The organism is Ottowia massiliensis (assembly GCF_900240305.1).
Lineage (GTDB): Bacteria > Pseudomonadota > Gammaproteobacteria > Burkholderiales > Burkholderiaceae_C > Ottowia > Ottowia massiliensis.
This window is the reverse complement of sequence record NZ_LT964854.1, coordinates 1691055-1704921: the sequence shown is the minus strand read 5'-3', so window position 1 is coordinate 1704921 and position 13867 is coordinate 1691055. Positions and strand designations below refer to the sequence as shown.

The following is a 13867-nucleotide window of genomic DNA, read 5'->3' as shown; positions in this document are numbered from 1 at the left end:
CCCAGTCTTGCCCCTTGCTGTCGGGATGAGAGCGCAAGGCCCTCGTTCCATCAGGCCGGACGGCCCGGAGCAGGCTGGAAGGCATGCCTGCGCCATTCCACCAAGTTACTCCGGAATCAGGAGCAAATCAAAGGCATCGAAAACGCCTGCTGCGCACGTTTCACTAGGACATCATGCTATGGAAAAAGAAGCGAATCATCCAGCTGTGCAGGCGCGCAAACAGAGGCCCTGGACATCTTGAAAGACCTGACACCATGAAACAAGCCATACGCCGCATTCACTTCGTCGGTATGGGCGGTGCCGGCATGAGCGGCATCGCCGAAGTGCTGCACAACCTGGGCTACGTCATCAGCGGCTCGGACCTGGCCGACAGCGCCACGCTGCGGCGCTTGCAGCAGCTGGGCATACGCGCCTTCGTGGGGCACGAGGCTGCGCACATCGAGGGCGCTGACGCCGTGGTGACTTCCACTGCCGTCAAGCCCGACAACCCGGAAGTGCTGGCCGCGCGCGAAAAGCGCATTCCCGTGGTGCCGCGCGCCGTGATGCTGGCCGAGCTGATGCGCCTGCGCAAGGGCATCGCCATTGCGGGCACGCACGGCAAAACCACCACCACCAGCCTGGTGGCCAGCGTGCTGGCCGAGGCGGGGCTGGACCCCACGTTCGTGATTGGCGGGCGGCTCAACAGCGCCGGCGTCAATGCGCGGCTGGGCGCGGGCGAATACATCGTGGCCGAGGCGGATGAATCGGACGCGTCGTTTCTCAACCTCATGCCCGTGATGGCGGCCGTCACCAACATCGACGCCGACCACATGGAAACCTACGGCCACGACTTCGCGCGGCTGAAAAAAGCCTTTGTCGACTTCCTGCACCGCATGCCCTTTTACGGCGTGGCCGTGCTGTGCGTGGAAAGCCCGGCGGTGCGCGAAATCCTGCAAGAGGTGAACTGCCCCGTGACGACCTACGGCTTTGGCCAGGATGCGCAAGTGCGCGCCGTGGACGTGCGCGCCGCTGGCGGCCAGATGCAGTTCACGGTGCAGCGCGCCAATGGCATACGCCTGCCGGACATGCCCGTCACGCTCAATCTGGCGGGCGAGCACAACGTGCTCAACGCGCTGGCCGCCATTGCCATTGCCACCGAGCTGAACCTGCCTGACGCGGCCGTGCAAAAAGCCCTGGCCGAATTCAACGGCGTGGGCCGGCGCTTCCAGCGCTACGGCGAAGTGCAGGCCGCCGGAGGCGGGCGCTTCACGCTGATAGACGACTACGGCCACCACCCCGTGGAAATGGCGGCCACGCTGGCGGCGGCGCGCGGCGCGTTTCCGGGGCGGCGGCTGGTGCTGGCCTTCCAGCCGCACCGCTACAGCCGCACGCGCGACTGCTTCGAGGATTTCGTGAAAGTCATCGGCAGTGCCGACGCTGTGCTGCTGGCCGAGGTGTATGCCGCCGGCGAAGAGCCTGTGGCCCACGCCGATGGCCGCACGCTGGCGCGCGCGCTGCGCGTGGCAGGCCAGGTGGAGCCGGTGTTCGTGGACGACATTGCCGACATGCCGCAAGCCATCCTGACCCACGCGCGCGCGGGCGACGTGGTGATGTGCATGGGCGCGGGTTCCATTGGCGGCGTGCCCGCCAAAGTGCTGGAGCAGGCCCGGCCTGCTATCAAAATTGCAGCCTGATGATTCATTGGAAGAAAACAGCATGACCGTGCAAGACAAGCCGTTTGGCAAAGTGGCCGTTCTCATGGGCGGGCGCTCGTCGGAGCGCGAAATCTCGTTGCAATCGGGACAGGGCGTTTTGCAGGCGCTACGCGCGCGCGGCGTGGACGCCCACCCTTTCGACCCCGCAGAGCGCGACCTGGGCGAGCTGCGGCGCGAAGGCTTTGCCCGCTGCTTCATCGCCCTGCATGGCCGCTACGGCGAAGACGGCACCGTGCAGGGCGCGCTGGAGCTGCTGGGCCTGCCCTACACCGGCGCGGGCGTGCAGGCTTGCAGCATTGCCATCGACAAAATCATGACCAAGCGCGTGTGGCTGGCCGAAGGGCTGCCCACGCCGCGCCACGTCTTTTTGCGCCAGGGCGGCCATGCCCCGCAGAAGTTGCAAGAGGTGGTGCAGACGCTGGGGCTGCCGCTCATCGTCAAGCCCGCGCGCGAAGGCTCTTCGCTGGGGCTGACCAAAGTCATGCAGGCCGGCGAGCTGGCCGCCGCCGTTGAAGCCGCTGCCCGCCTGGACGCCGACGTGCTGTGCGAGCAGTTCATAGACGGCGAGGAAGTGACTTGCCTGGTGCTGGGCGCGGGCGAGACGGCGCAAGCACAAGCCACCGTGCGCATTGAAGCGCCAGGCGGCAACTACGACTACGAGCACAAATACCTTAGCAACGACACGCGCTACCACGTGCCCAGCGGCCTGCCGCCGCAGGAAGAAGCCCGGCTGCATGCCCTGGCCGAGCGCGCCTATCGCGTGATCGGCTGCCGTGGCTGGGGGCGGCTGGACGTAATGATTGACCGCGCCACGCGCCAGCCCTGGCTGCTGGAGATCAACACCTCGCCCGGCATGACCAGCCACTCCCTCGCGCCCATGGCCGCCCGCGCCACGGGCCTGGACTACGAGGACTTGTGCCTGCGCCTGCTGGCCGAGGCCACGCTGGACTACGCGGAGGGCCGCGCATGAGCGGCGCGCCTGCCATGGCGTCGTGGGACGTGCGCCTGATGGACTTCGCCGCCAGATTGCTGCTGGCCGGCGTGGCGCTGGCGTGCGTGGCCGCTGCCGCATGGTGGGCGCTGCGCCAGCCCGTGTTCGCCATAGGGCGAATCACCGTGGATGGCGATGTGGAGCACAACAGCGCAAGCAGCCTGCAAGCCAACATCGTGCCGCTGCTGCAGGGCAACTTCATCACCCTGCAAATGGCGCAGGCGCAAGCGGCTTTTGAATCCGCCCCCTGGGTGCGGCGGGCCGTGGTGCGGCGGGAGTTCCCGAATCTGCTGCACGTGACCTTGCAGGAGCACGTGCCCGTGGCCTACTGGGGAGAAGAGGGCAAGCAGCTGCTCAATGCCCAAGGCGAAATCTTTGACGGGCAGGATGGAGACGACGACGGCAGCGCCGATCCTGACGGTCTGGCGCCGGAAAGCGAAACGGCCGCATCCGGATCCATGTCTTCCATGCCCCGGCTGGATGGGCCGCCGGATCAGGCGGCCGAAGTGCTGGCCATGTATCAGCGGCTGGCGCCCCTGCTCGCGCCTCTTGGCCTGCGCATGCAGGAGCTGACCTTGCTTGAGCGCGGCAACTGGCGCGCCCGCCTGAACCAGAACGCCACGCTGGAGCTGGGCGGCGGCACGGCGGACGAGCTGGTCACGCGCCTGGCGCAGTTCGCGGCCACGGCGGGCGAAGTGGCGGCGCGCCACCAGCGCCAGCCGCAAGCCATTGCCTCGGCGGACTTGCGCCACTCCGGCGGCTACGCCTTGCGGCTGCACGGCATCAGCACCACTCACGCACAGCCCTGACTTCAGGAGAAGGACGCACAAGAGAAACGTTATGGCGAAAGAACACAAGAACCTGATCACCGGCCTGGACATAGGCACCGCCAAAGTCATGGCCGTGACTTGCGAAGTGCAGCCCGACGGCCAGCTGCGCCTGGTAGGGCTGGGCACAGCGGTCAGCAAGGGCATCAAGCGCGGCGTGGTGGTGGACATTGAAGCCACGGTAGGCAGCATTGACCAGGCCATCAAGGAGGCCGAGCAGACGGCGGGCTGCAACATCAGCCGCGTTCACACGGGCCTGACAGGCAGCCATATCCGCAGCCTCAACACCAGCGGCATGGTGATGGTCAAGGGCAAGGAAGTCACCGTGCAGGACGTGGCGCGCGCGGTGGATTCGGCCAAGACCGTCAACACGGCGGCCGACCAGCGCCTGCTGCTGGTGGAACCGCAGGAATTCATCATCGACGGCAATCTGGTGCGCGAACCCGTGGGCATGAGCGGCAAACGGCTGCAAACGCGCGCGCACATCGTCACCGGCGCGCAAAGCGCGGCCGAAAACGTGCTCAAGTGCGTGCGCCGCTGCGGCCTGGAGGTGGACCAGATCATGCTCAACCCGCTGGCTTCGGGCCTAGCCGTTCTGACGGACGACGAGCGCGAGCTGGGCGCCGTCTGCGTGGACATTGGCGCGGGCACGACCGATGTGTCCATCTTCTTTGGCGGCGCCATACGCCACACGGCCGTCATTCCCATTGCGGGCGAGCTGATGACCAGCGACATCGCCATCGGCCTGCACACCACCATGGAAAACGCCGAGCACACCAAGGTGGAGCATGGCGTGGCCAAGCAGATGCTGGCGCCCCGTGAAGTGGATGTGGACGTGAGCGGCATGGGCGAGCAGGACTTGCGCCAGATCAGCAAGCAGGCGCTGGCGGGCGTGATCGAGCCGCGCGTGGTTGAAATCTTCTCCCTCGTTCAGCAAGTCATTCACGAGTCCGGCCTGGAAGAGCAGATGCAATCCGCAGGCATCGTGCTGACAGGCGGCAGCGCCTCCATGCCGGGCATGGTTGATCTGGGCGAAGACATTTTTCTCAAACCCGTGCGCGTGGCCGTGCCCAGGCGCGCGCAGGAAATGTCCGACATGCTGGCGCACCCTCGGGTGGCCACGGTCATGGGTTTGCTGGAAGAAGCGCGCCTGGCGCGCATGCGTGGCTTCAAAGCCGCAGAAGCGGGCGGCATCAAATTGATGTTCAGCCGTATCAGGGACTTTTTTATAGGGAATCTATGACATGAACACCATATTTCCTGCAAAATAATGCCTTGGTTTATTCATTCTCCGGATCATCCGGGGTTGTAGCAAAAGATTTCATTGACTTTCCCTCTGTGACAGCGCAGAAAACCAAATAAAGGACAGAAAAATGCCCATTGAAATGATCGACACCGATGCCAGCGGCTTCAATACAGGAACACGCATCAAGGTCATCGGCGTAGGCGGCGGCGGCAGCAACGCCGTAGATCACATGATTAACCGCAATGTGCAAGGCGTCGAATTCATTAGTGCCAATACGGATGCGCAGGCATTGGGCCGTACCCGCGCGGGTCAGGCCATTCAGCTGGGCACCAGCGGCTTGGGCGCTGGCAGCAAGCCTGACAAGGGCCGCGAAGCCGCTGAAGCCGCCGCCGACGAAATCCGCCAAGCCATCCGGGGCGCGCACATGCTGTTCATCACGGCAGGCATGGGCGGCGGCACGGGCACCGGCGCCGCCCCCGTGGTTGCGCGTATTGCCAAAGACATGGGCATTTTGACCGTGGGCGTGGTCACCAAGCCTTTTGAATGGGAAGGCGGACGCCGCATGGCCAATGCCGAGGCGGGCTTGCAGGAGCTGGAGGCCAACGTCGATTCGCTGGTCGTGGTGCTCAATGAAAAACTGCTTGACGTGCTGGGCGACGACATCACGCAGGAAGACGCCTTCGCTGAAGCCAACGATGTGCTGAAAAACGCCGTGGGCGGCATCGCTGAAATCATCAACGACTATGGCTTCGTAAACGTGGACTTTGAAGACGTGCGCACCGTCATGAGCGAACCCGGCAAAGCCATGATGGGAACGGCGACGGCCAGCGGCCCCGATCGCGCCCGCATTGCCGCAGAGAAAGCCGTGGCCTGCCCCTTGCTGGAAGGCATTGATCTCTCCGGCGCGCGTGGCGTTCTGGTGCTCATTACGGCGGCGCGCGGTTCACTCAAGCTGAACGAATCCAAAACGGCCATGGAGGCCATTCGCCACTATGCCTCGCCTGAAGCGCAAACCATCTATGGCGCGGCCTATGACGACGCGCTCGGCGATGAAATCCGCGTGACCGTGGTAGCCACGGGCCTGTCCAACCCCAACGCCATGCGCCAGCCCATGTCGGTGCTGCAAGGCGGCTTGCGCACGGGCACGGACAACGTGATGCTGTCCACGCCCGCCGCAGGCAATGGCTTCCAGACCTCCGACTTCGGTCACCTGGGCCTGTCTTCCTCGGCGTTTCGCGCCTCGCCTGCGCGCGCAGGCACCGCCCGCCCCGGAGCGCCCGCCGCGCGCCCGGCCGCCAGCGGCGGAGTGGATAACTACGATATTCCTGCCTTTTTGCGCAAGCAGGCAGACTGAATTTCGCGCACGTTCCAGGCGCCCTGCCCCCAAGAGGCTGGATGGCTGTGCAAAAAGCCATCCGGCCTTTTGCCGCTTGCGTCACCGGCTTTTTTGCTGACGCGCTCCGATCACCTGAAACCATGCTTGCGCAACGCACCCTCAAATCCATCGTCCACGCCGCAGGCGTTGGCCTGCACGGCGGCAAGCGCGTTGAGCTGACGCTGCGCCCTGCGCCCGTGAACACGGGCATCGTGTTCCGGCGCACCGACCTGGCCGCGCCCGTCACCATCGCCGTGCGCGCCGATTCGGTCAATGACACGCGCCTAGCCACCACCTTGACTCAGGGCGACGTGCGCGTACGCACCATCGAACACCTGATGTCGGCCTGTGCAGGCGTAGGCATCGACAACCTCTACATCGACATCACGGCGGAAGAAGTTCCCATTCTGGACGGCTCCGCCTCTGCTTTCGTCTATCTCCTCCAAAGCGCGGGCATCGAGATCCAGCCCGCGCCCAAGCGGTTCGTGCGTGTCAAACGGCCCGTGGAAGTGCGCGAAGGCGAAGGGCCTCAGCTTAAATGGGCGCGGCTGGAGCCGCTGCACGGCTTCACACTGAGCTTTGAAATCGAATTCAGCCACCCCGCCGTGGACGCGACCACGCAACGCGTGACGTTTGATCTGGGATCAGGCCGCTACAGCCGTGACATCGCGCGCGCGCGCACCTTCGCCTTCAGCCGCGATGTCGAAGCCATGCGCTCACATGGCCTGGCGCTGGGCGGCGGACTGGACAACGCCATCGTGATGGACGACGTGAAAGTGCTCAACCCCGATGGCCTGCGCTACGACGAAGAATTCGCCAAGCACAAGATTCTGGATGCCATCGGCGACCTCTATTGCATAGGCCACGCCATGCTGGCAGCCTACAGCGCTTTCCGCTCTGGCCATGCGCTGAACAACCAGCTACTGCGCGCACTGCTGGCGCAGCCCGACGCTTATGAAATCGTGAGCTTCGCAGACGAGCAGCAGGCTCCAGCAGGCTTTGGCCAGCTGGCCAAAGCTTGGTAGAAAACCGCCTGCAATCCGTGTATAGATGCCAACGGCGCCTCCGAAAGGTTCGCCATGCAGCAAGGCTTTGTCAAACAGCAAAACCAGCTTGTCATATTGCCTCAAAGAGAGGAGCGAACTTACGGGCAGAAACCGCCGTTTCGCGCACATTTCACGAGGACATTAAGCTATGAATAGACAAGCATGACAGAGGCGCATCCAGCATCTGCCACCTGTTGCCTGTGCCTTCAAGAGTGCCTTTGAATCTGCTTTTAGCCTCATCTCGAAAAAGCGGGCGGGCAATATTTCGCTACTTTATCAATAGCATGATGTCCTAGTAGGGATTGCGCAAAGCAGTGTTTCATGCCTCCCAAATTCGCTCCTGTTTCTGATGCCATTTGGTGGGTGCCATCCGCTCAGGGGCGCGCAGCGGCCAATCGCCCGCAAGCCCGCCTGAGCTTGCACTTTTCGCAATTCCGGGCAGATTGTGAACACGCTCTGAAGATTTGCGGGCGATAGGACATGTGACCAGCGCGTTTGTCCAACGTCAGAACTTCGCTTTGCCGTGAAAGGCCGCCGCAAGGCGGAAGCGAACACATCTGCGTTGAAGCGCCGCCTCCTTCCGCAACGCATTCCCAAAAACGGTGCGCGGACAAACGCGAGAAAGCCCGCAATTGCGGGCTTTTTCGTTTTACTTGAACTTGGGCAGGTTGAACTGCGGTGGCACGCCCAGGCGCGTGTTGATGATCCACTGCTGGGCGATGGTGAGGATGTTGTTGGTGATCCAGTAGAGCACCAGGCCCGCAGGGAAGAAGAAGAACATGACGCTGAACACGAGCGGCATGATCCACATCATCTTGGCCTGCATGGGATCGGGCGGCAGCGGGTTGAGCGCCGTTTGAAACAGGGTGGTGAGCGCCATGACCAGCGGCAGGATGTAGTAGGGGTCTTTCACCGACAGGTCAGTGACCCACAGAATCCAGGGCGCGCCGCGCATTTCCACGCTGGACAGCAGCACCCAGTACAGGGCAATGAACACCGGAATCTGGATCAGGATGGGCAGGCAGCCGCCCAGGGGGTTCACTTTTTCTTCGCGGTAGATGCGCATCATCTCGCGCTGCATGTCTTGCGGCTTGTCCTTGTAGCGCTCGCGCAGGGCCGTGATGCGCGGGCTGATGGCTTTCATCTTCGCCATGCTGGCGTAGGCCTTGGCGTTGAGCCAGTAGAAGGCGATTTTCAGCAGCACGACCAGGGCGACGATGGCCCAGCCCCAGTTGCCCAGCAGGCTGTGCAGCCAGTTGAGCAGGGCATACAGCGGCTTGGAGAGGATGGTGAACCAGCCATAGTCCTTGACCAGTTCCAGGCCGGGGGCCACATGCTCCAGCACGGTTTCGATTTGCGGGCCGATGAACAGGCGCGCATTGAGCGTTTCGCTTGCGCCAGGCGCTACCAGCCTGGGCTGCGTGAGCATGGTGGCTGCATACAGGTTGGGCGACACCTGGCGGGCGGAGTTTTCCAGCGCGGTTTGTTCATCGAAGGCCCAGGCGCTGGCGAAGTAGTGCTGCACCATGGCGACGTAGCCGCCGTTTGGCGATGTTTTCTGGTAGCTGGCGTCGCCTTTGGCGATGTCTTTGAATTCAACCTTCTGGTATTTCTTTTCGGGCGTGTAGAAGGCCGGGCCGGTGAAGGTGGAATAAAAGCCGGTCTCGCCCGCTTCCTTGCCGCCATCGCGCACCAGCTGAACGTAGAGCTGGGGCGAAACGGGCTGCTGGCCGCCGTTGATGATTTCGTGCGCAGTGTGGATGACGTAGGAGCCGCGCTCCAGCGTGTAGGTTTTTACAAGCCTGACGCCGCCGATTTCGGGCGATTCAAAGCGCAGGGTGAGGGTGTTTTCGCCGTCCTTGAGCGCGCGCTCGCCGCTGAACTGCATGACGGTTTCGTGCGTGGGCAAAGGCGCGCCTTGCGGGTTGGCCAGGCCGGACTGGGCCTGGTAGATGCGCTCGCGGCTGTCGTCCAGCAGCACGAAGGGTTTGCCGGGGCGGCCCGCCTCGTCATACGCCAGAAATTCGCTGTGGATGATGGAGCCGCCCCGGGTATCGAACACGAGCTTCATCACGTCGGTGGTGACTTCGATGCGCTCGCTGGCCGGTTGCAGAGCGGCTGGCGCGGCCTGGCCGGGCAAAAGCGCAGAAGCGCCGGATGCGCCCGTGGCCGCAGGCACGGCTGAAGGCGCAGCGCCCGCGCCTTGCGGCCCTTGGGCTGTGGCCGCCGGGCTGGGAAAGAACGTGGCCGGGCGGCCGTTGTGGACCTGCCATTTGTCCCACAGCAAGATGCTGGAGAGGGCAAAAACGACCCACAGGATGGTGCGGCGAATGTCGTTCATGGAGTTGGTTCGGTTGGGGAAGCGGACGCTGGCGGGCGGCGTGAAACAGCCGGCGGCGAAGTGAAAAGACGGCAGAGGCGCGGCGGCGCGTCAGGCACGGGATCATGGCCGCCTGCGCACCAGGGACCGCAGCGGCCCAGCCGCCGCAGTGTGAGGTAGCTGCCTGCCAGCGCGCCGTGGCGCTCCAGCGCTTCAATGGCGTAAAGAGAGCAAGTCGGCTCAAAGCGGCAGGCCGATCCCAGCCAGGGCGACAGCAACAGGCGGTAGCCGCGAACCAGGGCAATGAGCAGCTTGCGCATGGCGAGAAAAGAAAGGCAATCCGGGAAGCGATTGGGCGGTTAAGAAAGGCCGGGCGGCAGTGAATCCGCTGCGGGCTTTGTGTTTGCAGACGGCAAGGCGCGCGCGAAAAGCCGCTCCAGCTCACTGCGAACGGCGCGTTTGAGGGCAGTGGATGAAGCGCTGGGAAACTGGCTGCGGTCAAAGCCGGCGCGCAAACGCACCAGCCAGGCGCCAGCGGGCCAGCCGCCCGCCTTTTGCTGCCCCAACGCATAAATCTGGCGCCGGATGGCGTTGCGCGTGACGGCGCGGCGCGCCCAGCGCTTGGGCGCCATCGCGCCCAGCCACACGCCGCTGGCGGGTGTGAAGACCGGTTTTTGCCTTTCGGCAGGCGTTACGGCGGCGCTGCCGCTCCACGCCAGACGGTGCAGCGCGAAATGCGTCGTGCGGGCTGCTGGCGGATTTTTGAGCACGGCCTGATATTGGGCGCGCGTTTTCAGCCGCAGCCAAGAGCGGGACGCTGCGGCTGAAAGCGCGCGGCCCGCCGCGTCTGGTTCGCCTGCTGCCCCTGCGCTCATGTGCCTTTTGAAGCCGCCGCGACGGCTCAGACGGCCAGGCGTTTGCGGCCCTTGGCGCGGCGGGCGTTGATGACGGCGCGGCCGCCGCGCGTTTTCATGCGCACCAAAAAGCCGTGCGTGCGGGCGCGGCGGATCTTGGAGGGCTGATAAGTGCGTTTCATGGCCATGATGCTTGTCCTTTTTGCAGTACGAGAGTCGGAAAAAAAGCAGCTGCGCCGCAGCGCAGGTAAACGTCGGATTATCACAAATTCCGCCATCATCAGCGGGCACGGGCAATTGCATGCCATCAGGGGCGGGATTGTGTCAAGCCGCAGCCTGTGGATAGAATTTTTGCCCGGCTCCGTTTTCCGCGCGCTTCGACTCCTGTTTCCTTTTCGCTGTCATGGGAATGCGCAAGCGCCGCAGGCTTGGCCCGCCGCCGCGCTTTCCGCGCCCTGCGCTCAGCGCCGCCCGGGCGCCGCCCGTCGCTTTGGCCTGCTGCTTCATCTGCCGCCCTTCTGTTTTTCGTTTGCTGCTTTCCGCTCGTCTCTCCATGCCCAGCGCCGCCCGCCCGCCCTCTGCTTCTTCTCCAGTTGCTTCCTTCCCGCACGCCGCTTCGCCCTGGCCCGCTTGCGTCGAAGCCCTGTCGCAGCAAATCGACCAGAAGCTGTTTGACCTCTGGATCAAGCCGCTGACGGCGCAGATGGATGACGAAGGCGCCAGCGTCACCGTGTTCGCTCCCAACCGTTTCAAGCTGGACTTCGTGCGCGAGAAATACGCAGGCCACATCGCCGCTGCGCTGGAAGAAGTCTGTGGCGCGCCCGTGCAGGTGCGCCTGGCCGTGGCCGCCGCGCCCGCAGCCCGGCCCAAAGCGGCCGCCGCGCGCCCGGCGCCGGCACAAGCCGCCCCAACCATCCAAACCGCCCAGCAAGAGCCTCAGCAGGCTGGCGCGCCTGCGCCCGCCGAGCGTCCGCGCAGCCAGCTCAATCCGTCCCTGACTTTCGAGACGATGGTGGAAGGCACCGCCAACCGCATGGCGCACGCTGCCGCGCTGCACGTGGCCAGCGCGCCCGGCAAGCTCTACAACCCGCTGTTCATTTATGGCGGCGTGGGCCTGGGCAAAACGCACTTGATGCACGCCACGGGCAACCGTTTGCAGCAGCTCAATCCGCAAGCGCGCGTGCTCTACATCCACGCCGAGCAGTTCGTCTCGGACGTGGTGCGCGCCTCCATGAACAAGAATTTCGAGTCCATTCGCGAGAAGTACCACTCGCTTGACTTGCTGCTGATCGACGACGTGCAGTTTTTCACCGGCAACAAGGAAAAAACGCAAGAAGAGTTCTTCAACACCTTCGAGGCGCTGCTGGCCAAGAAAAGCCACGTGGTGATGACCAGCGACACCTACCCCAAGGGGCTGACCAACATTCACGAGCGCCTGGTCTCGCGCTTTGATTCGGGCCTGACGGTGGCGCTGGAGCCGCCGGAGTTCGAGATGCGCGTGGCCATCCTGATGAACAAGGCCGCCGCCGTGGACGTGGAGCTGCCCGAAGAAGTGGCCTTTTTCATCGCCAAGGGCGTGCATTCCAACGTGCGCGAGCTGGAAGGCGCGCTGCACAAGGTGCTGGCCTACTCGCGCTTCAATGGCGAAAAGCTCTCCATCCAGATGGCCAAAGAGGCGCTGCGCGATCTGCTGTCCATCAAAAACCGCCAGATCAGCGTGGAAAACATCCAGAAGGCCGTGGCCGACTTCTACAAAATCAAAGTGGCTGACATGTACAGCAAGCGCCGTCCCGCCGCCATTGCCAGGCCGCGCCAGATCGCCATGTACCTGGCCAAGGAGCTGACACAAAAAAGCCTGCCTGAAATTGGCGAGTCCTTCGGCGGGCGCGATCACACCACCGTGCTGCACGCCGTGCGCAAGATCGGCGCTGACCGCAAGCAAGACACCGAACTGAACCAGCAGCTGCATGTGCTGGAGCAAACCATCAAGGGATGAAGCGTCCAGGCTGCATTCGCTCATGAATCAATAGCTGAACCCTCGTATTCCTGTAGGACGAGAGGCGGATTCAGGCCCGTTTCATCGCGCTCTTATCAATAGCTTTTCCAAAGTCACAATACGCCGCCAGATTTCCCGGGAAAACCACATGATCGTCCTGAAAACCTCGCAAGACCAGCTCCTGTCCGCCCTGCAATCGGTGGCGGGCATCGTGGAGCGCCGCCACACGCTGCCCGTGCTGGCCAACGTGCTGCTGAAAAAGGAAGGCGGCAGCATCCAGCTCACCACCAGCGATCTGGAAATCCAGATTCGCACCCATGCCGAGCTGGGCGGCGACGAAGGCAGCTTTGCCACCACCGTGGGCGTGCGCAAGCTCATCGACATTTTGCGCACCATGCCCGCCGACCAGACCGTGAGCCTGGAGTCGCAGCAGGAAAAGCTCCTGCTCAAGGGCGGCAAAAGCCGTTTCACCCTGCAAACCCTGCCCGCCGAAGACTTCCCGCTCGTGCAGGAAGCGCCCGGCTTTGGTCCTGCCTTCAGCGTGCCGCAGAAAACGCTGAAGGATTTGCTGGGGCAGGTGTCGTTTTCCATGGCCGTGCACGACATCCGCTACTACCTCAACGGCATCTTGTTCGAGACCGACGGCAAGCGCCTGAGCCTGGTGGCCACTGACGGGCACCGCCTGGCCTTCACCAGCGCCACGCTGGATGTGGAAGTGCCCCGGCAGCAAGTCATCCTGCCGCGCAAAACCGTCATCGAGCTGGAGCGCCTGCTGTCTGACGCCGCCGCGCCCGAAGGCGAGCAAGCGCCCATGATTGAAATGCAGTTCGCCGCCAACCAGGCCAAATTCAGCTTTGGCGGCATGGAGTTCGTCACCAAGCTGGTGGAGGGCAAATTCCCTGACTACAACCGCGTCATCCCGCAAAGCCCGAAGAACAGCGTCACGCTGGGCCGCGCCGTGCTGCTGGCGTGCCTGCAACGCACCGCCATCATGACCAGCGACAAATTCAAGGGCGTGCGCCTGAACCTGGAGCCGGGCACGCTGCGCATCGCCTCCAGCAACGCCGAGCAGGAAGAGGCGGTGGATGAGCTGGACATTGACTACGGCGGCGACGCCATCGAAATCGGCTTCAACGTCACCTACCTGATGGACGTGCTCTCCACCCTCAAGCAGCAAGAGATGATCACCATCGGCCTGCAAGACGCCAACAGCTCCGCGCTCATCACCTTGCCGGGCGATGACAACTTCAAATACGTCGTCATGCCCATGCGCATCTGAGCCAGGGCGCACAAAGCGGGCGGCGGCCCTCGCGCCCGCTTCTCCCCCATGCCTCAGTCAGCCCCTGAAATAGCTCCTGATTCAATAGCAACAAGTCCTAGTGAAACGTGCGCAGAAGGCCTTTTCAGGCACCTCGAATTCGCTCTTTTTCTTGATGTAAACCGCCTCGCCCAACCCGCCCCGCACGGTGGGTTTCGGCTTTTCAAAAGCAGCCCGCGCGCGCTCTTGCGCCACGGGCC

Annotated in this window: 13 protein-coding genes; 8 read left to right on the top strand and 5 right to left on the bottom strand. The window is 63.7% G+C overall.

Annotated elements, in window-relative coordinates; all coding sequences use genetic code 11:
- The first annotated feature begins 254 nt into the window (after nucleotides 1-254).
- The 6 genes from murC (at nucleotide 255) to lpxC (ending at nucleotide 7158) form a co-directional block, all read left to right on the top strand.
- On the top strand, nucleotides 255-1673 hold the full coding sequence (gene murC / locus C1720_RS07680) for a UDP-N-acetylmuramate--L-alanine ligase (RefSeq protein WP_050714894.1): 1419 nt from the start codon (nucleotides 255-257) through the stop codon (nucleotides 1671-1673).
- Between the two features lie 22 nt (nucleotides 1674-1695).
- Nucleotides 1696-2664, top strand: a complete 969-nt coding sequence (locus C1720_RS07675; protein ID WP_102284577.1) for a D-alanine--D-alanine ligase — start codon at nucleotides 1696-1698, stop codon at nucleotides 2662-2664.
- Nucleotides 2661-3494, top strand: a complete 834-nt coding sequence (locus C1720_RS07670) for a cell division protein FtsQ/DivIB (RefSeq protein WP_102283792.1) — start codon at nucleotides 2661-2663, stop codon at nucleotides 3492-3494. The genes C1720_RS07675 and C1720_RS07670 overlap by 4 nt, the downstream gene beginning before the upstream one ends.
- A gap of 31 nt (nucleotides 3495-3525) precedes the next feature.
- The gene (ftsA, locus tag C1720_RS07665; RefSeq protein ID WP_102283791.1) at nucleotides 3526-4755 is read left to right on the top strand and encodes a cell division protein FtsA; all 1230 of its coding nucleotides are present in this window, start codon (nucleotides 3526-3528) and stop codon (nucleotides 4753-4755) included.
- 130 nt (nucleotides 4756-4885) lie between these two features.
- Nucleotides 4886-6112, top strand: a complete 1227-nt coding sequence (gene ftsZ / locus C1720_RS07660; protein ID WP_102283790.1) for a cell division protein FtsZ — start codon at nucleotides 4886-4888, stop codon at nucleotides 6110-6112.
- 122 nt (nucleotides 6113-6234) lie between these two features.
- Entirely contained in the window at nucleotides 6235-7158 is a 924-nt protein-coding gene (gene lpxC / locus C1720_RS07655; protein WP_102284576.1) for a UDP-3-O-acyl-N-acetylglucosamine deacetylase, read from the top strand.
- Nucleotides 7159-7828: 670 nt separating this feature from the next.
- On the opposite strand, the gene yidC is transcribed toward lpxC, so the two are convergent.
- From yidC to C1720_RS12940, 5 genes are all read right to left on the bottom strand, one after another.
- Nucleotides 7829-9520, bottom strand: a complete 1692-nt coding sequence (yidC, locus tag C1720_RS07650) for a membrane protein insertase YidC (protein WP_102283789.1) — start codon at nucleotides 9518-9520, stop codon at nucleotides 7829-7831.
- Entirely contained in the window at nucleotides 9517-9819 is a 303-nt protein-coding gene (gene yidD / locus C1720_RS07645; RefSeq protein ID WP_102283788.1) for a membrane protein insertion efficiency factor YidD, read from the bottom strand. The genes yidC and yidD overlap by 4 nt, the downstream gene beginning before the upstream one ends.
- Before the next feature lie 39 nt (nucleotides 9820-9858).
- On the bottom strand, nucleotides 9859-10374 hold the full coding sequence (locus C1720_RS07640; protein WP_102283787.1) for a ribonuclease P protein component: 516 nt from the start codon (nucleotides 10372-10374) through the stop codon (nucleotides 9859-9861).
- Between the two features lie 26 nt (nucleotides 10375-10400).
- On the bottom strand, nucleotides 10401-10535 hold the full coding sequence (gene rpmH, locus C1720_RS07635; protein ID WP_006299042.1) for a 50S ribosomal protein L34: 135 nt from the start codon (nucleotides 10533-10535) through the stop codon (nucleotides 10401-10403).
- Between the two features lie 142 nt (nucleotides 10536-10677).
- Complete coding sequence (locus tag C1720_RS12940) at nucleotides 10678-10908, bottom strand: hypothetical protein (RefSeq protein WP_146006913.1); 231 nt, start codon at nucleotides 10906-10908, stop codon at nucleotides 10678-10680.
- Between C1720_RS12940 and dnaA the strand changes: the two genes are divergently transcribed.
- Together dnaA and dnaN are read left to right on the top strand one after the other, a co-directional pair.
- Nucleotides 10907-12349, top strand: a complete 1443-nt coding sequence (gene dnaA, locus C1720_RS07630) for a chromosomal replication initiator protein DnaA (RefSeq protein WP_102284575.1) — start codon at nucleotides 10907-10909, stop codon at nucleotides 12347-12349. The genes C1720_RS12940 and dnaA overlap by 2 nt on opposite strands.
- Before the next feature lie 148 nt (nucleotides 12350-12497).
- Nucleotides 12498-13628, top strand: a complete 1131-nt coding sequence (gene dnaN, locus C1720_RS07625) for a DNA polymerase III subunit beta (RefSeq protein WP_050714899.1) — start codon at nucleotides 12498-12500, stop codon at nucleotides 13626-13628.
- The last annotated feature ends 239 nt before the right edge of the window (nucleotides 13629-13867 follow it).